We start from the raw sequence: 19,775 nt of genomic DNA on the forward strand, positions 1-19,775 counted from the left end.
TCAAGAAATCGATTCGTTAAAAGATTAAGACGAACCACTTGGTTAGTTATATATAATTTATTTGGAGCTAATTTCTAAACAAGCATAAGGCTGAAAATTCATTAACGGATTATCCCCTTCCCAGTTGTCGGAGCATTTTCACGTGGTCAAAAAGCGCCATTAGGAACGTTCTTTTCACTAAATAAGGAACATTATATTCCATTGCCGTTTTAGAAACTATTTTGGAGAGCTTTCTGTAATGAACGTGGCAAATATTGGGAAACAAATGGTGCTCCACCTGAAAATTCAGTCCTCCGATCAACCAGGAAAAAAACCTGTTATTTGGAGCATAATTACTAGTTGAGGCCAATTGGTGAAGCGTCCAGTCGTGGGCTATAACTCCCTTATCATCAGGTTTGGGGAAAGTAGTGTTTGATACCACATGTGCAGTCTGAAAGACCATGCTAATACTGATCCCGGTCACAAAATGCATGCTTAGAAAGGCCAGAACAATCATCCACATAGGCAGAGGAACCATAATCAATGGTAAAACCAATGCATATGAGTAATAAAACAACTTCCAGCCTCCAATCTTCCATATTGCTTTTCTGAACTCCCCCTTCTTATTGAAAAAGCCCAATTTCCTATATCGGTTCGCCCTGATAAAATCCTTGGCGGTAATCCATGAAACCGTAGAAAGTCCGTAAAACAGCCATATATACAGATGCTGAAAACGATGTATCCAATATCGTTTGGCATTTGGGGAAAATCGCAGGAAAAAGGGCGCGTTAATATCATCATCCCCCTGGTCAATATTGGTATAGGTGTGATGGAGCACGTTATGTTGTATTCTCCAAACGCTGGAATTGGCTCCTATAAGGTTCATGGTATAACCTAAGTACTTGTTGACCAAAGGTTTTTTGGAATAAGATCCATGGATGGCATCATGCATTACTCCCATCCCTACTCCGGCCATGCCAAAACCACTGGTAATGTACAATGCAAAAAGCAGTAAAGGATGGGAAACTGCCCCAGTCCCTAAAATGATCAGGGGAACAAAGAAAAGCGTAAGCATAGTAATGGTTTTCACCACCATACTTACAGTTCCTTTTTTGCTTTTGTTATTTCTCTTAAAATAATTATTCACCCTTGTTCGCAGCGTATCGGCGAATGCAGTATTTTTATTGGATGTAAATTTTAGATTTTTCATGGTAATCGTCATTTTTGTTCCCCATACCACCTTTTCCCAGGTTAGCAGTTGAAACCGTTGTCCTTTGCCTCGGCGATTCGCCATAGTGACCGAAAAAAAACACAAACAAGTGTGCTCATTTTTTCGGTCTACGCAAACACTGAGAGACAGCTTCCACTACTGGAGAGAAAGTCAATATCACCTAACGTAGCATATCAGTCTTTACGTAATGGCGAAGCTCATTTACGGCAGTGGATTATTTCCATTTCATAAGTGGCCAGTGACGTCTGGTAGCAAACTTGATTTTTGATCTTCCCAATGAGGGAAGGATCATTTCATTATTCTTTATTTTAAATTTATTTCCAATGTCGGTAAGGACAGGCTGGCCAATGGCAACATATTTGGTAAATTGTTTTCCCAATTCATTTGCCATTAAATGTATTGTGTTCATAAGGTATGAAACCTTGCGATTTGTTGTGGTAGTAGCGGTCATATCTATTTGATCATTTTATCTTAGTTACAAAGGTGAAGATTCTATGGTTACCATCCGTTACATATCCCTTGGCGGGGATTGCAGATATCCCACATAATTAAAGGCAGGTGCCTCAGGGTGGTTGTAGAGCGGTTGTTTTAGAATATTAGCCTTTGGATGCTAGGTCACCATTCTGGCGGGAGGCCGTCCCATTCCACTGGTCTACTAGTTTCATCGATGGTTGGCATGTTGATATATAACGGGTAAAAAAATGCCTGGACAAACGGTAAAAATGGTCTTCATTATTGCGCCAACGCTTTTATAATGGTTGAGACCAGGGCATTTAGATCAATAAATGTAATGGAAGGTTATTCCTTTTCATTAATTCCATAACGTCATTGGCTCCAATATCCAGCCGTTTGGCTATTCTATCTATTAGTTCGTCCTCCTTGCCAAATTCAAAGGATAAATCCATCTCTGTAAGTTGTGGATAGGATTTCTTCATTTGAAAGGCTTGATTAATCCAAAAAACTGTTATGTTAAATTTATCCCTGTTCTCTAAGCCCAGTACTTCCATAAGCGTTTTTTTTACATGCCAAAACTGATTTCCTGTGGATTGTCATTTAGCTAATGACCCTTACATTACTTTCATGATCTACCTATTGGTAAACATAGATCTGCCATTTAAATCGCTGCGCTGACCATTCATCATTGACAAAGATCAACATTTCATGGAATTATCTCCTTACATAACTTCAAGGAAAAATTGTAAATTGACTACCTTTTTTTAAAAAAATTACCTTGGTTTTTTGGTAATCTGTGATATGTGTAATTTAATATTATCTATGTGTTACAGTGCTATGGGTACATTCCTCTAAATTACGGCAACTTAATTTAAGTAAATCATGAAAAAAACACACCTTATAGTATTTTCCATTATGCTTTTTTGGCTTTCTCCAAGTATACCTGGTGCAAATGCAAAAAGCAATTACACCCCCATAGTGGTGGAAACCAACGGTATTATCGGGCTACACCACCGAGCTGATAGCCTCCAGGTAAAATCCCCCGAAACAAAGGAGAACAAAAGAAATAAAAAGGAAGCAAAAAAGAAAAAGGCCAAAACAGGAGGGATCCTAGCTATAGGAGTTCTTTTGATTGTAATAGTATTACTAATTGCCATTTGAGGCAGCATTTAGAGCAGGATAATTAATGATAAATAACGCAGATAAAATATACAGTACAATCACTGACAAACAATCCAGCATCTTATAAAGTAACAAAAAACAAGGTCCTCATTCCCTCTTTTCTAAAATCCAAAAGGCTGTGGTGAGGCCAACGAAATGATTTTGGAGGGATGCTGGTTTTCACCAACACCGGACAGATAACGGTTTGGTCGGGAGGACGACTATCAAAGACAGGGATTTACACTGCATTCTTTTTTCAAAAGCTCGGGACGGATTCTCTAATATATTTGCCATTTATCCTAATAATGGCTACATCTCTTTTATCCGGTTTCCGTTGATGATCTAAATTTATTGGCCCAGCTCCACTTCTTCATATCCACTTTTGAAAACAGTAGAGATCATTTTAAATCTATAATTTGCTCTGATAATACTGGACCTATAAGCCGGAATAATTATAGATTGACCTGACTTTATCACCTTAGGTTTGCCATCTATGGTGATTTCCGCATTTCCTTCAATAATCTGGACGAAGTTATCATAAAGGTGTTTCTTTTCTGTCAGTTCCTCCCCCGAATCAAAGGAAAGCGCTGTGACGTTCCCGGTTACTTTTTTCATAATGATCTTCCTCAGAATTGCATGTGGGCTATACCCAATCAATTCTACGAGCATCAATACTTCTGATTTTTGCATCCCTAATTGTCTCATAATAGTTAAAATTCAATTGAAAACCAGGTTATACAATCGCAAGGCAAGACTCGAAAGCGTTACCAAAATCTACTCCCCTACGCTGTTACCCTTTTTATCATGTACTCAATTCATCATTTAGTGAATAATAAGTATATATAAAGATGGGCTAACCCCACTGCTATTGTGCTATAATTGAAACATCATTACTTATACATTTCTCATGTTTTACTGTGTGGAAAGACCACCGTTAAGCGCCAAAAAAAATGCTTTATCATCGGCAGATTTAAATCAGGCGTTAACGTTTATCTTCAGGAAGCAGGTTTTGCTGAGAGCCTTAATATTGACCAAAATATCCCCAACAAACCCCTGTATTGATAAATATAAAGGGTATCTTTAGTTTAACCATTAAGGGGATGAATATTGACAAAATGAAAGTATCGGTATGTAGAAAAAACTTCAAGTTTTTACCCGACTCCAGCAGAGTTGTGGCCAGGTTTTTCTGGAACGGGCAAGACCGTACAGAAAAAATGATCAACAGGGTACTTTCAATGGACGAGGAACAGGTCAGCTTAATTTTAGAGCAAACTTTACGGGATTTCGCCAGCCGCCATCGAAATATTTCCAGGATTTTCTCCAAACATTTCAGAAGGATCCAGGAAATGATTGGAAATGAGGAAGGGTTTCATGAAGGACTCAGTGAAGCTCAAAGAATGCTGATTGGTTCCTACTGTACCATGGAATATTCCATTGAATCAGCAGCCATGTTCAATCCATCCATCGTCAGGGACTTTGACCAGTCCTATCTTGAGGAGGGAGAGATGAGAGTGATCCTGTCATTCAGGGCCACTGGCGAAGGACATATTTCCTCTATTGTTTTCCGAAGGGCCATCATTGACAAAAACAACGACCTGCATGTCATGAAATCGGGAGACCAGATCGACCTGGCAGAAGTCACCCATAAAAGGTTATATGACAAAAAGCGTTTTATCAAGAAGCTTTCTGAAATGAATATTCCCAAAAAATATTCCGATACCATCATGGAAGACCTTCCTGAAAGCTTTGAGTACTATGCGCTAACCACGGCAGTAGCAAAAATATTAAAGGACGAAACCATCAGCATAGAAAGGAGAATGGCTCTGAACGAGATGACCTGGCTTGTTGACTCTTTTTATGATGTCCAGTTCTCCATGGATTCTGATCTTACAGAAAGGGTCCTTTTCCCTATATCGCATTCGGAAAGCAAGGGAATTGAAGATGCTCGATTTGTAAACTTTTCTGATGGCAATGGTAATGAAAAAATATATGCCACCTATACGGCCTATAACGGGCATACTACCCTACCCAAACTGCTCTCAACAGAGGATTTTTATACTTTCAGGGTTATGCCCCTTCATGGTGAAGGGGCCCAAAATAAAAACCTTGCCCTATTCCCAAAAAAAATTAAAGGACAATTCGCCATGCTGGCCCGGATTGATGGAGTCAACAACTACATCATGTTTTCTGATAAAAGTACACTTTGGAAGGCCCCTATAAAAATCCAGGAACCCCAATTTCCTTGGGAATACACCCAAATCGGCAATTGCGGATCTCCATTATGGACAAAAGAAGGTTGGTTGATCATAACCCACGGTGTCGGGCCCATGAGGCGGTATAGCATCGGGGCATCACTTCTTGATTTAGAAGATCCTACAAAGGAAATTGGAAGATTGAAAGAGCCTCTTCTTGTGCCCCTGGAAAAAGAACGCGAGGGGTATGTTCCAAACGTGGTCTATTCCTGTGGTGCCATCATTCATAATGAGAATTTGATTTTACCTTATGCGGTATCCGATTATTCATCGACTTATGCTGTGGTTTCCATGAAAGAGCTCTTAGGTGCACTAAAAAGCCCTAAAGTATGGTGAGAGCTTATTTAAGCACACCCTTGTAGACTGTGATGTAATTTTCCACCATGGAATCGAGGCTGAACTTTTCCACTGCATGTAAACGGCAATCAATAGCATTAAGATCTTTTAAATGCCCAACCTTGTCTATAGCCTCCTCCACATCATTAACCAAATAACCTGTGACACCTTCTTTTATTAACTCTCTCATACTGCCCCTATCAAAAGCAATGACAGGTGTTCCACACATCATGGTTTCTATCACGCTCAAACCAAATGGTTCCTCGAAATTGATAGGGTGAAGTAAAGCCTTGGCTCCCGCGAGTAGTCTCCTTCCTTCATCCGGCCCAAGATTTCCCCAATAACTTACCGAATCATCATCGATAAAAGGCTTTACTTTTTCTTCATAGTAGCCTTGATCTTGAATCAAACCGGCAATAATTAAACGATGACCAGCTCTTTTGGCTATTTCTATTGCGACATGCGTGCCTTTCTCCGGGTGGATCCTTCCAAAAAACACCAGGTAATCTTCTTTAATTTCCTGAAAATCAAAAACAAGGGGATCAATCCCATGATAAACAGTGGCCAAATAATCCAGTTCTTTTGACCTATCGGCATCGGAAATGGATACATAGCCAGTGGTTGCATTGTATTTTTTATACACAGGGAGGATTTGAGGAGATGAAAAGCCATGTATGGTTGTAAGCATCGGTGTTTTAATCAATGCTGCGTATGTAAGTGGCAGGAAGTCGAAATGATTATGAATGATATCAAAATGATGGGCCTGTTCCATTAGATTGCTGATATGCAAGCATTCTGCTACCTTGGGGTCAACGGTCCTGTCCTCTTCATAAGGAAATGTACCTGCTGACTGTAGTTTTCCTTTTGTAAGGGAATCCACCGTAGCAAATAGCGTAACATCTAGGCCCCTTTCCACGAGCCCTTCACATATATTGGAAGCCACCTGTTCCCATGGCCCATATTTTTTAGGCGGTGTTCTCCAGGCAATAGAAGAGAGCATGGCTATTTTCAAAGGTGTAATTCTTTATTTAGCCAATCAGTTTTCTTTTTGGGCACTTCTGGTTGTTCGCTTTTGTAAAATTCCTCATGGGCCTGCAGTACAACCAAGTGTGAAACCAGATAAGCCAGGGAACTCTCTGCTCCTTGGTTCCTGTTCACTCCATAACTTTCAAAACCGTCACAACAGCCTTTTGTTTCAAAATCATAAAGGCTCATTCTAAGGTCATTTTCTCCTAAAAACCACATAAATGATGTAAATAGTTTTTCCAGGTATTCATTTTCCCTGGTAAGCAAGAATGCCTGATAGTACATTTGGACCATTGCCAGGGCATCAATGGGTTGTTGGGCATAAACTGATCGATGACCATCTTTTTCATACCACTCTTTATTTCCAATAATGGATAAAAAACCATCCTTCATGGTATGCTCGGTCAGAAACTCCATGGTCTCCATGGCAATTTCCAGCACTTCATCATCCTCTAATATTTCAGCAGCATGCATCAAGGCCAGGGGCAGGATTCCATTATCATAGGTCAAAAGAGACTCAAACCATTTCCAATCAGGTGTGGATTGTCGCTTATATTGTAAGGTCAGCTTATTTGTCAGTACCCTTAGCATTTCAACCATTTGTTCATCAAGCATATTGGTTTTCAAATAATAGCTTATCCCAATAATCGTATTGGCAATACTTCTGATTGATCTAAGGTTTTGAAAATTGGGCACCGCATCAAAAAAAAGCAATCGGCCTGTTTGGAAATAGGCATCATTTGGGGCATTTCCCAAAAGGTATCCCAATGCCAAAATGGTTCTTCCAAAGGAATCTTCAGAGCCTACTTCATCCAAGAACATTCTGTTGAATCCCAGAAAGTTCTTGAAAGTACCATCGGGATTTTGCATATAGTGAATATAACTCAGGTAAATAGGCATGTACTCCAGTGCCAGCGGGTCACGTTTCTGCTTATATGCCATTAGCACCATAAAAAGTGCCCTGGAATTATCATCCAGGCAATATCCCTCTTTGAGATTGGGAATACCGTATTTTGCATGCTGGATAATCCCTGTGTCATCGGTCAGCCGCTTGATATGGGCTAGTGAAAACTTGGGCATTAACGGAATATTCAGGATGTTTTTTATCTTATCTGCCTTTATTGGCTGCTCCTCTATAACGGAATTAAAAAGACCTTTGTACTTTCTGCCTATCTCGGGCCATATTATTGTCTTTCCATAGTCACCTGCCTTTTCTTTCATTGCTTTCAGTTCGTCTGGATGATCAAACAGCCCATTCAAGACCTTGGAAAGTTCTTCATGGTTTTTAAAACCGAAAATTTTTCCTTTACCATCTGCAAGAAGTTCTTCTGCATGCCAATAGGGCGTAGAAGCGACCGCACACCCGGCTCCGAATGCATAACTGAGCGTCCCACTGGTTATTTGGGTTTGGCCAAGATAGGGGGTAATATAAATATCACAGGCAGTGAGGTACCTTATCAGTTCGTCTTCATCAATAAACTCATTGATAAACATCACATGGTCCTGTACATCCAGGTTTCTCGCTAGGCGATGAAGAAAGTTACGGTACTCTTCGCCTGCATGTTTGATGATATTAGGATGTGTTTTTCCCAATATTAAATAAATGGTGTTTGGGTATTTTTTGATTACCTCAGGAAGGGATCTGATCACCGTTTCGATTCCTTTATTGCGGCTGATAAAGCCAAAGGTCAACAATACCTTTTTTCCATCAAAACGAAACGTTTTTCTCACAACGGCAGAATCGTATTGGATATCGGGTACACCGTGTGCTATTAACTTTATTTTTTCTATGGGTACAAGGTATATCTCTTCGAGTAAGGTAACGGCCTTATTACTCATGACCACGATCTCTTTGGCCATTCTGCATACCTCTTTTAGGATGATCTTTTGATTATAGGAAGGGGTATCAAGAACAGTGTGCAGCGTAACGATAAATGGCATTTCGAGCTTATGCAATAAAGGAAGAATGTACACTCCACTTTCACCTCCAAAAATTCCAAACTCGTGTTCAAGCACACAAAGGTCCAACCCGCTCAAGTTTATAAAATCAGCAGCTTCCAGGTAATCAGCCTGCTGGTCCTGTTGCAATGTCATCTTCACCTCTTTGGGATAGATATAGTGATCATTATCATCGCTGAGTGCTATCACAGATCCTTCGTACTTTATATCACTATCTTCAAACGCCTTTTTTATGGCGAGCTGGAGATTTTGGGTAAAGGTTCCAATTCCACATTCTCTTGGCGGGTAAGTACTAATATATCCTATTTTCATGCTTTTCTTCCTACTAAATTTAAAATCGGTTGAGTAATATTATCCTTCATTGCATATCAAAAAGTACATAATGGACTAAAAAACACCATCTCCTCCACCGAACAAGAACGAAGAAATATTAATCGCCAATCGAGCGAGTTTTCTGACGCATATTTTTTATTGCAAGAAAAAGGAATATCCATTTTTCTTAAACCGGATCATGCATTAGGACCGGCTGATAAATGTCGGAAAGTGCTAAAAATGCAAGAAAACCAGCTAGTTTGAAGGTGCTGGCGTAGCACCCTGTCTGGCCGTTAGATAGAGTCGAAAACTAACGCATGGTGGCTGATTTTGAAGTACTTTCAGGTCGCAACATTTGTTCGCCGCAGCGTAGATAGGCTAATGCATATTTCTGGTTAAAACGGCAGGTGACCGTAGGGCCTACAAGGCACCAAGGAACTATCCACCCAATAGCGGTCCTTAGCTACTATTTTTAAAGGTGGATAGGACTACATTAATCATTTTCCTCTTTTTCCTTTCTCTTTGCTTCCTTTGCAGCCCTTTTCTCTTTTAAATTTTTCGCAGGCTGTTTTTTATCGGATTTCGCTTTACCATTTTTTTCCTTTGACATCTTAGTTGATTTTAGTGTACAGATTAATCTTAGTTCGAAATCTATAAATATCTCATTGGATTAACCTTACAGTAAAAAAAACAAACTTGCAAATATCACACTTCCTCTACCATCCTAAGTCATTGATTATAGACCGAGTAGGTAAGATGGCAAAAGCTTTAGAAAATACAGGTTTATCTAAGACAGCGGTTATCTTTCACAAAGAGACATTAAAAATCATCACAAAAGCCCAGTTTCTTAGTCCACCCTTTACCTTATATGTTTTCCAGGTTCTTATCCCTTTTTTGTTTTAGTTTCTTATAGTAGGAAGGGGTAAGACCAGTTATTTTTTTGAATTGATTAGAAAGATGGGCCGCACTGCTATAATGCAATTTGTATGAAATCTCTGAGAGACTTAGTTCGTCATAAAGCAACAGTTCTTTAATCCTTTCTATCTTGTGAAGAATAATATACTGCTGTATGGTTACCCCTTTTACCTCTGAAAAAATATTGGCCAAGTAGGTGTAATCATAGCCTAGTTTTTCACTTATATAATCCGAATAATTGGTTTTAGGCAACTCATCTTCATAATGAACCATTTCAACTATTAAATTCTTGATTTTTTCAATAAGTATACTCTTTTTATCCTCCAGTAGCTCCAATCCGGATTTTAATAAATTCTTTCCGAACTGATCCCGCTGTTCTGCGGACATTTCTTCTCGGATTTCTACAGTACCCAATTCGACCAAAAAGTTCTGAAACCCTAATTTACTCAGTTCTTCTCTCACCAACATTTTACATCGTAAGCTGACCATATATTTGATAAAGAGTCTCATTTTATTATTTATGTATGCAATGATGAACAAATGGCAAAATGGAGGGGCATGGTCTCTTTTCCAATATGCAACCTACTTTCTATTGCCTGGTTTTTCAATGGTAGCCTTATCATCCATACCCTTTGGTTTTTTAATCCAAAATAGAGGCTACATTTAAAAAAATACACTTTCCAGTCTTCTTCACCTAGAAACTTTTAGACACCCTTGTTTAAAGTAAAGTGGATAAATCATCACGTTAGGGGCACTATGAAAAGGCTTATTACCTGTAGACATGTTGGCCATGAAGGGATTTCCATTTAACCATTTCCCTTTCATAAACTTCGCTAGTTTAACCTTTGATATTATTTCGTTGTGGAAATGCTCACTGAGTAAAGCAGCTTATACCTGCTTGCTTTGTTTGTGTGATCCTTGTAAGTTATATCAAGCCATTTACAGCATACGTTCAGTTAAAAATATACAACTTTATGTAATTAAAAAAAAATCATGCGCAAAGAATTCATACAAAACAATTATCATCCCGGGGATATAGTTTATGCAAGGGTAAATCCCAGCACAAAGCTGGTTATAAGAAGGTATATCGATCGAATATATTACTGTCAAGTGCAGGAGTTTCCCGAAAGAAAAGACTTGGTCTATTTCGAGCGGGAATTTGTGCCCGATCCAGGTTTAATCGCTAAAAACAAAAAAAGGTAATTAAATCAGGGAGCGGCCATAAATTGGCACAATGAACTGTTGCCAGTCCGGATTCCAGACCTTCCAAGGGTACTGATTCGGTAGCCACTGCCCTGCTGCATTCGAAAAACCTACCATAGTCAAACCAATAGTGGCGGGTAATCATATTGTCCCTTTCAAAACATCACGCTTCGCTTATTAAACCCAGATTTAATGCCGTGATAAGAGCAGACAGTGACAAAGTTGTCATCTCGCCGCGGCGAGGGAATCTCGCTTATGAATGAAAATATCCTTTCCCGAGCTGTCGGGATCAGAATAGCCTGCCCCGCATGAGGTCGGGGACATACGTTAACGAAACGACATTGATTTCGGATTAAATCTAAATTCGTTGGCCGTCTTTGAGCATTTTCGCCCTCAACTTATCATATGACAGATCCTGGACAGCTTCTTCTGCATCAATTGCCATCGCGGCAACCGTGGCTGCAGATTGCCCCAGCACCATGAACACGGGTTCCATACGAATCGATCCAAATGCGATATGTGAAGCACTTAAGCAGACAGGAACCAGCAAATTTTCGCACTCTTCCTTTTTGGGCACGATGGACCGATAGCTTATGGGGTAAGGTTTGAAGCCATGAGCTTCGACATTACCTTCGTTCTGGACATACCCATTGGCATCCACATAGCGCTGCACGTGATGGGAATCCATACCATAAGCAGCCATCCCAACGGGATCCTCCACGACCTTTAATCCCTCACAGTTCTGCTGCGTCATGACATAGTCACTGATCATCCGCCTTGCTTCCCTGATATACAGTTGTTGCTGCCATCCATCAGCACTTTCAAACTCGTCCTTTGCCGTACCCCACATGGAGACTTCTTCACGGATATCCTGGGGAATTCGTGGGTGGTTGGCCAAAGTCCACATTAATCCCATTTGATAGTTTTTATGTTCTTTAATGATCTTTTCCCTTTCTTGGTAAGAAGCTTCTGGATACGCATAATTCCCTCCGATATAATCGGTGGAAAACCCAAACCTATTGTTTGTATCGGTCTTCCGGTTCGGCATTTGTGAATTTATCCAGGGGATTACTCCACCATAACTGTACATATCTTCCAAACTTCCCTTCCTGGCTTCATAATTTCTAAACAGTAATTCGTAATTTTTTTCATCATAACCGGAAGGTTTCTGAAAAGGAATACGGTTTTCCGGATGGTCAGTCAGGCACATTCTGAAACAGTAAGCCTGGATCTTTTTATCTGCCTCACCATCAAGCCCCGGCTTTTCATTGATATTGGGCAATAAACCACTGGAGGGATCTCCTTTGACCACATAAGGATCCACACTTGGAATCAGGTTGTGTTTGGAAGCGTTATGGGATACCAGACCAGTCAAAGACCTATTGATCTTATCCAGTTGTATTCCATTTAATGATTCCCCGTAAGCAGCATTGCTCTCACGCCCTACCGTATAGCTTACCCCTGTTGCAGCCATAAGATCCCCTTCGTAGGTGGCATCTATAAAAACCTTTCCCTCAAATGTTCTTCCTCCTTCCATCGTGATAGCGTGTATCCTGCCTTCAACTATCTCAACCCCGGTTTCCCTGTTGAGCCTTTCGTTATAAATGACTTCAATATTTTCTGCTGCGATCATTTGCTTGTATACGGCCAGAGCCGCTGAAGGCTCAAAGGTCCACATGCTGTTTTCCCCTTCCTCCGTTCTTGTTTGTCCACCATCGGAATATTCCGACTTCTTTTGCCATTTCCAGTGGTCGTGATCATCATAGTATTCTTTGATATTCTCATAAAACTCCCTTGAAATCCCCCCTATGACCTGCTTATTACCGATATCAGTCTGTCCTAGGCCTCCGGTGGTGAGACCTCCTATTCTGTTTGTCGGTTCGATAAGCATAACGGATTTCCCCATTCTACTGCTTTGAATGGCGGCCGATATTCCTGCCGAGGTCCCCCCGTAAATAATGACATCCGCTAGGTTATGATCATTAGTTTTCCCTGACCGGGAAATGAGCGCTGTCCCTGTTAGCAGGATGAGAAAAATCAACAGTATAGACTTATATAGCTTCATATTATTGGTTATTGAGTTTATCATTATATTCTAGAGCTGTTTAAAATTCAGTGGGCCGTTGAACTCCCGGCTAATATTTTATGTAATTCGCTTCTCATCTCCCTGACTTTACCAGGATACTGCTCGGCAAGATTATTGCTTTCCGAAGGATCGTCTCGAAGATTATAAAGTTCGTAATAAGTGTCCCCGTTTTTTCCAGGAACCTCAATGATTTTCCATTGCCTGTCCCTCAATCCATAAGCCTTACCACTGGATTGCACTACAATGGAAGTCCTTTTGTTTTCATTTTCACCTTGAAGCACGGACAGAAGGTTGAACCCGTCTGTTGTTGATCCGTTTTCGAGTTCATAGCCTGCTACTGGTGCCAGTGTAGCCATGACATCATTGAGTCCTAATAACTGATCGCTTTTTCCACCGGCAGGAAAATGACCCGGCCAACGGGCGATGAACGGCGTCCGGACCCCTCCCTCCCAGGCCGTGCTCTTTACTCCTCTCAGCGTTCCGTTAGGATGGTGCACCGAAAGATCCCCAGGCGCACCGTACCTGTTCAGGCTATCCCGGAAATGACCCGGAAGCCGGTTGGTAGCACTGGATGCGTCCATGTCCCTGGAGGTGGTAAGAAACTGGGAACCGTTGTCACTTGCAAAAAGCACAATGGTGTTTTCCGTTAGTTGTAGACTGTCCAGCACCTGCAAAATGCTTCCCACATAGTGATCCAGTTCACTTACATAATCTCCGTATGCCCCGCCTTCGGTTGTTCCCAAAAAATCCTTGCTCACCGCAAGCGGTACATGCGGCACATAGGGAGCATAATAAAGAAAAAAAGGTGCTTGCTGATCTACAGCTCGGTCTTTTAAAAATTCGAGTGTGGCCCCGGTGATCATCGGAAGATAGCTATCCATGGGGATCATATTGATCTGGTCGCTGCCCGGAGCCTGCTCCACAGTATAGAAGTCATGCTCAAGAGCGCCAATCACCTGCTTGTCTTTCAATACCCATCCCTCCGATGCACAACTAAAACCTAGCCATTGGTCGAAACCGTGGTCCAGCGGACCGTCATAAACCGGTTGGGCAAAATCCAGGTTTGCCCCATTGTCTTTGGCATAAAACTTCCCATGGCCTGCAGGTTGCTCCCCGTCGATAGTGGGAAAAGAAGTCCCCAAATGCCATTTCCCAAAACCGGCCGTTTCATAGCCTGCTTCTTTGAACATCTGGGGTAAAGTAAGTTGGTCCGGTGCTATCATCGAACGTTCATAATTCTTCATCACCCCGGATTTGTTCCAGCTTCTCCAGGGATAGGTTCCCGTCATCAGCGCATAGCGCGAAGGAGAACAGACCGCCACAGGACAATACGCTTCTGTCAACATGATTCCCTCTGATGCCAGTTGATCGATATGGGGTGTAGGAACCTTCGAATGCCGGTTATAGGCACCCACATCTCCGTAGCCCAAGTCATCTGCAAGAATGACGATTACATTGGGTCTAGAGAATTTATCCCGGGAAGCAGAGCCGCAGGCTACGACCAAAAGTGCCCCAAGCATTCCCAAAGCCCATGTCACTGGAGAGCATGGTGCGAATTTCAATACGGTAAACCTCATATTTCTGATTTTAAACTCATTTAACTTTTTCTCTATCACTTATTAAAATCCCCCTTTTTTGTTCGACAGGTCTGCACCTTCTTTTTCTCCCGGCATCTGCCCGCGTTTCCCGAAATTCTCTTTGATCCTGTTACCTGTATCCCGGGTATACCAATCTTTGGTAAGTTGCTCAGGAACACTGTCCCCGGTTTCTTCCATCCATTCCATTAGTACCTCCCTCAGTTCATCGCGGGTATCCAGGATTTGCGTTTTCCTGAGGGGATCATGTAAGACATTGACCACCTGTCGTGGATCATCCTTTACCATAAAAAGTTCTTCGGCAGGACGCGGGACCATAAAAACATCCGATTGGGCAGCCGTCAGGCTACCTGCTTTGTTTGCCCTTACCAGGGATCTGAAGGAAGGACTGTTGATCGCATCAGCAGGTCCCTGATTGGGCAATTCCGGGCGGAAATTGATAATATAAAGATAATCAGCTGTCCGCACCATCCGCTCATGGGCTTCATGGTCGTGCCAGTTGTGCTCGGCAAAAGCATAATTCCTAAAATCCTTCTGCGGATCGTTCAATATCGCTTTAAAGCTTCTCCCCTGGAAAGATCCGGGTGCCTTGATACCGCAGATGTCCAAAATGGTCGGTGCGATGTCAATGCTGCTGATTAAACTATTGGATTCGCTATTACTTGAAATCCCTTCGGGCCAATGGACAATCAACGGGGTCTTGATTCCCGAATCATATACCCTGGTCTTATCCCTTGGAAAAGGTCTTCCGTTATCAGCCATCACAATGATGACGGTATTGTCATAGACTTGTTGTTTTTTCAATTCCCTGACAACTTCGCCAATGTAAAAGTCAAATCGCTTGATTTCATCATAATATTGGCGCAGGTCTATCCTCGTACTGTCATCATCAACAAGTGTTTTCGGCACTTCGATTTCTTCGGAATCGTGGGTATTGGAGAATTTATTTTCTCCCCATACTCTATGGGCATCCAACGCTGCAAACCAAAAGAAAAACGGTTTATCCTTATCTCTTTCCTTTAGGGAGGGAATCCACTTTGCTTCACCTCCGTCACCGATCTCCTGGTGTTTTGTATAAATCCGGTCAAATCCCCGCTTTAACAACTTCCCCATATGCCATTTTCCGGCCTGCCCAGTATAATATCCTTGCGCTTTAAGTCTGGAAGCAATGGATTCAAAATCGACTTCCGGCTGGGTATGCAATTCTGCCGCTCCTGTATTATGGGGATACCTGCCTGTGATAATACTTATCCTGCTTGGGCTACAGGAGCTGGCCGTTAAAATAGCATGGTTGAATTTTATCCCATGCTTTGCCAAGTTGTCAATGTTCGGCGTCTGAACAAAAGGGTTCCCATAAGCCCCCAGGTCATCGGCACTTACATCATCTGCTATAATAAGCACTACATTTGGAGGAACGGTTGTTCCTCCTTGTCCCAGTATATTTCCACTATACATGCAGATCAGAAAATAAAGAAACGGCCGGATTTTAAAACCTATTTTTTTCATCATTATATTTTTTAGCATCAAACTACCGGGAGACCCAAATAGTACAATGTTCTCCCTCTATTTCCCCTTCTCGCCTGACAGGTGATCAAGGTATTTTTTTAGATATTCTTCCTGAATTTCATCCGAATCTCCATATTTCGCTCGCAGGGCATCCAGCTTTCGGTGCAGTTCTGCTTTTATGTCTGCGTATTCGGGGTCATCATATATATTTTTCATTTCATCGGGATCCTCCTTGAGGTCATACATTTCCCATTCGTCTATATCGTAGTAAAAATGTATGAGCTTATACCGCTCGGTAGAAATCCCATAATGCCGCTTCACCATATGTACTGACGGATATTGGTAGTAGGTATAATAAACAGCATCTCGCCATTGTTCCGATTTTCCGGCCACAAAATCCCGGAACGACAGTCCCTGCATTTCGACAGGAACAGGCACTTTGGCATAATCCAACAGTGTCGGGGCCAAATCCAGGTTCTGCACCAATTCGTCAATAACGGTTCCTGGCTTTATTTCCTTTGGATAGCGCACCAATAGAGGTGTACGCAGGGACTCCTCATACATAAAGCGCTTATCAAACCAGCCGTGTTCCCCTAAATAAAATCCCTGGTCGGATGTATAGATCACAAGGGTATTCTCTGCCAGATCATTTTCATCCAGATAATCCAACAACTCCCCCACACCATCGTCCACAGATCTAATGGTGCGTAAATAATCCCTCATGTACCTGTTGAATTTCCACAGCGCAACTTCCCTTTCCCAAGTTTCGACATCCTGGAAGATTTTCTTTTCCATAAAGTACTTTTCGATAAAGGCCTTGTTCTTGGGGCCATAAGCTGCTTCCAATTGGGCCCTTTGTCTTTCATTGAGCCGGTTGAGAGCCTTTCTATAGGTGGTTTCATTTCCATAAGGATCTGTCAAAAACTTAAAATCATGCCCCCATCTGGCATCACGGGCTATTTCCATTTCCTGTGTTTTGGCAGCAGTACCCCGTCCTTGATATCCAGTTTCGGGATCAAAGAAATTTGACGGGGGAATAAAATCCACCCCATCGTATAAATTCAGGTATTCCGGCGCCGGCAACCAATTGCGATGCGGTGCCTTTTGATTGTAGACAAGCAGAAAAGGCTTTTCCTTATCGCGATCTTCTTTTAACCACTTAAGGGCATGTTCTGTAGTAATGTCGGTCACATAACCATCAAATCGCCTCATCTCACCATTGACGATAAAATCCGGATTATAATAATGTCCCTGTCCAGGGAGTACCATGGAATAATCAAACCCTTGGGGTAGGCCATTTATATGGATTTTACCTATCATGGCGGTAGCATAGCCTGCTTTTTGCAGGGCTTTTGGAAAGCTCTCCTGATCCCAGTCAAAGGGTTGGATATTATCCACTTTACCATTGATAAAACTGTGTTTGCCCGTAAGTATGACCGCTCGGCTCGGGGCGCAAATAGAGTTGGTTACCATGGACCTGGTAAACAATGCTCCCTGCTCTGCCAGTTTATCAATGTTGGGAGTTTTGTTTAGACCATGGCCATAAGCACTAATTGCCTTATGAGCATGGTCATCACTCACCATCAAAATGATGTTTGGTCTTTTTGTTTCTTCCTGGCACATCGCCTGAAATGACAGTTCAAACACCATGAAAAGTAAAAACAAGAATAAGCCTACTGATCTCATCATTAACTGTTTAATATTTAATGCTAATGTTTACGCATTTATAATTTTCCATCGCACCTCCTCAAATCATATAGACCGTCCGGAACAGTCTTTTGATAGTTATTCCATTCCAATTTCCATTACTTCGTTATATACCCCAGGGAAACAAGAAATTCCGCTGCCTTCGTTATTGTTTTGTCATAATATTCCCGGTACTTAAAATTGAAAAAGCCATGTGGCTGTCCTTCATACAGGTATAAATCACAGCGGCTCCCAATTCTCTCCATTACTTTTTTATAATACTGTGCCGTTTCCACCGGGATCAAATGATCTTCTGTTCCCAGGAACATAATGGTGGGCGGGGCACCTTTGCGAAGATTGTGAAGCGGGGAAAAACAAAGATATTCCTCTCCTATCCGTTCATATCCGTAACCGCCAGGTCCATTATCTATCACCGGATTAAAAAGTACCAGGGCATTGGGTTTTGGGCTGATTCTCATATCATCCCTGTCATCATTGTATTGGTCAACCGTTGCGGTAGCCGCTGCAAGATGCCCGCCCGCAGACCCGCCTGAAGCAATCACCCTATCAGGGTCAACATGAAATTTTTCGGCATTTGAACGCAAAAAACGAATGGCCGACTTGGCGTCTTCCAAGGCCTCAAAAGGGGTTGTTTTATGCCTTGACCGAACCCGGTAATCAACCAGTACACTGATGATTCCCCTTTCAGAAAAATACTCCGCATGGGGCTTAAATTTGGATTTATGGCCCATTACCCATCCCCCTCCAAAAAAGAAAACCAGTACCGGGTAGTGCTGCCCTTCAACTAAATTATCGGGATAATAAATATCCATTGTCAAAGATACCGTATCGGCTGTTTTATAAATGACCTCCTTCTGGGCCGAGACTTGTTGAAGACCCAGCAATAGAAAAAGTATCAGGCCACTTAGCAAAATGCATTTACACTTGTGTAAGAACTTAACTGTCATTTTTTTTTCAATTCAAGGTTGCGCATGTTTTCAGTCTTATTTACAATGATTTTCTATCTATAAATCGGAAATAATTTTGTACGGTCTCTATCTTTTGTTTTTGAATCATATAAGCGGCCGATTCGGCCATCACTTCAAAATCCGTTGACAGAACGGAAATTTCCATTAACTCTTTTAGCGCTGTATCATTATATGATACGATCCCAATATCCTTTCCCTGTACATATTGTTTCCCGCGTACCTGGTGCAGCAGATTGACCAGATCATTCTCTTTGATGACCATGTAGGCATCTTTTTCTATTAATTCCCTGTCAGACAATACTTCATCAATGATTTCATATTCAACCCCATAATTACTGCAAAAGGAAAGGAATCCCATCTTGATCTCTTCTGGGTAAGGACATACTGTGCTTGGGGGAAAGACCAGAATTAGCCTATTGTATTTTAAAAATTGTTCTTTTGCCTCCTCCATTGACTCGATAATATCCAGCCCAAAGTCTTGAAAAACACAGGCAACCTTCCCCTGAAATTCAGGCAAATATTTATCCATCAGGACCAATTGATCTTCAGGGATTGACTTCAAAAGCTTTATTGCCTCTTCCTTGCCCCTGTTGCAATTAAAATGGGGCATCACTACAAAGTAGTCGTACCCTTCAAGGTTTTTAATTAATATTTCAGATAAAACCCCCGGATCATAATGGAAGACACTCAGGTCAACCTGGTAATGCGGGCCAAGGCTATCGACAAAACAATTGTATATCTTAAGCTTATAGCTGCTCAGCTTATTCAGTACAAATAATACTTTGCTTTTCCTGCCACCTATATTCTTGGCTACATAATATCCTTTGCTGACAACGGCAATGATGATCTTCTTCTCCCTCAATTGGGTAAATGCTTTAACAATCGTGTCCTTTGCAAGTCCTGTTACCTTACTCATTTCGTTAATGGAAGGCAATTTTTCACCGAGGGTTAATTCTCCCTCATCAATTTTTTGAATGATGCAATTGACCAGTTGCTTGTATTTTGGGACGCGGGATTGATAGTCTATGCTTGGTTTAAAATAATTGGTTGCTATATTCATGATTGGCTATTGGGTTAATTAGGTCA

The 19,775-nt window shown here is 41.6% G+C and carries 15 protein-coding genes; 3 read left to right on the plus strand and 12 right to left on the minus strand.

Going from position 1 to position 19,775, the window contains the following annotated elements:
* Positions 1 to 109 precede the first annotated feature (109 nt).
* Both FKX85_RS20520 and FKX85_RS21535 read right to left on the minus strand, forming a co-directional pair.
* A complete protein-coding gene (locus FKX85_RS20520) occupies positions 110 to 1,189 on the minus strand; it encodes a fatty acid desaturase family protein (RefSeq protein ID WP_168196309.1) in 1,080 nt (359 codons plus the stop codon).
* A gap of 794 nt (positions 1,190 to 1,983) precedes the next feature.
* Entirely contained in the window at positions 1,984 to 2,145 is a 162-nt protein-coding gene (locus FKX85_RS21535; RefSeq protein WP_168196310.1) for a hypothetical protein, read from the minus strand.
* Between the two features lie 400 nt (positions 2,146 to 2,545).
* Between FKX85_RS21535 and FKX85_RS20525 the strand changes: the two genes are divergently transcribed.
* The gene (locus FKX85_RS20525; protein WP_141616500.1) at positions 2,546 to 2,824 is read left to right on the plus strand and encodes a hypothetical protein; all 279 of its coding nucleotides are present in this window, start codon (positions 2,546 to 2,548) and stop codon (positions 2,822 to 2,824) included.
* Between the two features lie 348 nt (positions 2,825 to 3,172).
* On the opposite strand, the gene FKX85_RS20530 is transcribed toward FKX85_RS20525, so the two are convergent.
* Entirely contained in the window at positions 3,173 to 3,529 is a 357-nt protein-coding gene (locus tag FKX85_RS20530; RefSeq protein ID WP_141616501.1) for a cupin domain-containing protein, read from the minus strand.
* 395 nt (positions 3,530 to 3,924) lie between these two features.
* Between FKX85_RS20530 and FKX85_RS20535 the strand changes: the two genes are divergently transcribed.
* Positions 3,925 to 5,412: a glycoside hydrolase family 130 protein gene (locus FKX85_RS20535; RefSeq protein ID WP_229239713.1), complete on the plus strand. Its 1,488-nt coding sequence runs from the start codon at positions 3,925 to 3,927 to the stop codon at positions 5,410 to 5,412.
* A 4-nt stretch (positions 5,413 to 5,416) separates the two neighbouring features.
* On the opposite strand, the gene FKX85_RS20540 is transcribed toward FKX85_RS20535, so the two are convergent.
* The 3 genes from FKX85_RS20540 to FKX85_RS20550 all read right to left on the minus strand — a co-directional run bounded on the left by FKX85_RS20540 (position 5,417) and on the right by FKX85_RS20550 (position 10,134).
* Positions 5,417 to 6,412: a glycosyltransferase family 4 protein gene (locus tag FKX85_RS20540; RefSeq protein ID WP_229239849.1), complete on the minus strand. Its 996-nt coding sequence runs from the start codon at positions 6,410 to 6,412 to the stop codon at positions 5,417 to 5,419.
* Between the two features lie 8 nt (positions 6,413 to 6,420).
* Positions 6,421 to 8,709: a glycosyltransferase family 4 protein gene (locus FKX85_RS20545; protein WP_141616503.1), complete on the minus strand. Its 2,289-nt coding sequence runs from the start codon at positions 8,707 to 8,709 to the stop codon at positions 6,421 to 6,423.
* An 864-nt stretch (positions 8,710 to 9,573) separates the two neighbouring features.
* Positions 9,574 to 10,134, minus strand: a complete 561-nt coding sequence (locus tag FKX85_RS20550; RefSeq protein WP_141616504.1) for a helix-turn-helix domain-containing protein — start codon at positions 10,132 to 10,134, stop codon at positions 9,574 to 9,576.
* Between the two features lie 483 nt (positions 10,135 to 10,617).
* Here FKX85_RS20550 and FKX85_RS20555 point away from each other — a divergent pair, with 483 nt between their 5' ends.
* Entirely contained in the window at positions 10,618 to 10,827 is a 210-nt protein-coding gene (locus tag FKX85_RS20555) for a hypothetical protein (RefSeq protein WP_141616505.1), read from the plus strand.
* Between the two features lie 358 nt (positions 10,828 to 11,185).
* Here FKX85_RS20555 and FKX85_RS20560 read toward each other — a convergent pair whose 3' ends face one another.
* The 6 genes from FKX85_RS20560 to FKX85_RS20585 all read right to left on the minus strand — a co-directional run bounded on the left by FKX85_RS20560 (position 11,186) and on the right by FKX85_RS20585 (position 19,749).
* The gene (locus FKX85_RS20560; RefSeq protein WP_141616506.1) at positions 11,186 to 12,892 is read right to left on the minus strand and encodes an FAD-dependent oxidoreductase; all 1,707 of its coding nucleotides are present in this window, start codon (positions 12,890 to 12,892) and stop codon (positions 11,186 to 11,188) included.
* Positions 12,893 to 12,939: 47 nt separating this feature from the next.
* Complete coding sequence (locus FKX85_RS20565; RefSeq protein ID WP_141616507.1) at positions 12,940 to 14,490, minus strand: sulfatase family protein; 1,551 nt, start codon at positions 14,488 to 14,490, stop codon at positions 12,940 to 12,942.
* Between the two features lie 42 nt (positions 14,491 to 14,532).
* Entirely contained in the window at positions 14,533 to 16,017 is a 1,485-nt protein-coding gene (locus FKX85_RS20570) for a sulfatase family protein (RefSeq protein ID WP_229239714.1), read from the minus strand.
* A gap of 54 nt (positions 16,018 to 16,071) precedes the next feature.
* Positions 16,072 to 17,703, minus strand: a complete 1,632-nt coding sequence (locus FKX85_RS20575; protein WP_229239715.1) for a sulfatase family protein — start codon at positions 17,701 to 17,703, stop codon at positions 16,072 to 16,074.
* Between the two features lie 116 nt (positions 17,704 to 17,819).
* Positions 17,820 to 18,668, minus strand: a complete 849-nt coding sequence (locus tag FKX85_RS20580; protein ID WP_210416885.1) for an alpha/beta hydrolase — start codon at positions 18,666 to 18,668, stop codon at positions 17,820 to 17,822.
* Positions 18,669 to 18,708: 40 nt separating this feature from the next.
* The gene (locus FKX85_RS20585) at positions 18,709 to 19,749 is read right to left on the minus strand and encodes a GntR family transcriptional regulator (RefSeq protein WP_141616508.1); all 1,041 of its coding nucleotides are present in this window, start codon (positions 19,747 to 19,749) and stop codon (positions 18,709 to 18,711) included.
* Positions 19,750 to 19,775: the final 26 nt, after the last annotated feature.

The organism is Echinicola soli (assembly GCF_006575665.1).
GTDB classification, from domain to species: domain Bacteria; phylum Bacteroidota; class Bacteroidia; order Cytophagales; family Cyclobacteriaceae; genus Echinicola; species Echinicola soli.

What these genes read in the sequence shown, in the direction of transcription:
- FKX85_RS20550 (WP_141616504.1), bottom strand. Translation starts at nt 10,134, where the DNA reads ATGAGACTCTTTATCAAATATATGGTCAGCTTACGATGTAAAATGTTG.
- FKX85_RS21535 (WP_168196310.1), bottom strand. Translation starts at nt 2,145, where the DNA reads ATGAAGAAATCCTATCCACAACTTACAGAGATGGATTTATCCTTTGAA.
- FKX85_RS20525 (WP_141616500.1), top strand. Translation starts at nt 2,546, where the DNA reads ATGAAAAAAACACACCTTATAGTATTTTCCATTATGCTTTTTTGGCTT.
- FKX85_RS20565 (WP_141616507.1), bottom strand. Translation starts at nt 14,490, where the DNA reads ATGAGGTTTACCGTATTGAAATTCGCACCATGCTCTCCAGTGACATGG.
- FKX85_RS20580 (WP_210416885.1), bottom strand. Translation starts at nt 18,668, where the DNA reads ATGACAGTTAAGTTCTTACACAAGTGTAAATGCATTTTGCTAAGTGGC.
- FKX85_RS20520 (WP_168196309.1), bottom strand. Translation starts at nt 1,189, where the DNA reads ATGAAAAATCTAAAATTTACATCCAATAAAAATACTGCATTCGCCGAT.
- FKX85_RS20545 (WP_141616503.1), bottom strand. Translation starts at nt 8,709, where the DNA reads ATGAAAATAGGATATATTAGTACTTACCCGCCAAGAGAATGTGGAATT.
- FKX85_RS20535 (WP_229239713.1), top strand. Translation starts at nt 3,925, where the DNA reads ATGAATATTGACAAAATGAAAGTATCGGTATGTAGAAAAAACTTCAAG.
- FKX85_RS20530 (WP_141616501.1), bottom strand. Translation starts at nt 3,529, where the DNA reads ATGAGACAATTAGGGATGCAAAAATCAGAAGTATTGATGCTCGTAGAA.
- FKX85_RS20575 (WP_229239715.1), bottom strand. Translation starts at nt 17,703, where the DNA reads ATGATGAGATCAGTAGGCTTATTCTTGTTTTTACTTTTCATGGTGTTT.
- FKX85_RS20570 (WP_229239714.1), bottom strand. Translation starts at nt 16,017, where the DNA reads ATGATGAAAAAAATAGGTTTTAAAATCCGGCCGTTTCTTTATTTTCTG.
- FKX85_RS20585 (WP_141616508.1), bottom strand. Translation starts at nt 19,749, where the DNA reads ATGAATATAGCAACCAATTATTTTAAACCAAGCATAGACTATCAATCC.
- FKX85_RS20540 (WP_229239849.1), bottom strand. Translation starts at nt 6,412, where the DNA reads ATGCTCTCTTCTATTGCCTGGAGAACACCGCCTAAAAAATATGGGCCA.
- FKX85_RS20555 (WP_141616505.1), top strand. Translation starts at nt 10,618, where the DNA reads ATGCGCAAAGAATTCATACAAAACAATTATCATCCCGGGGATATAGTT.
- FKX85_RS20560 (WP_141616506.1), bottom strand. Translation starts at nt 12,892, where the DNA reads ATGAAGCTATATAAGTCTATACTGTTGATTTTTCTCATCCTGCTAACA.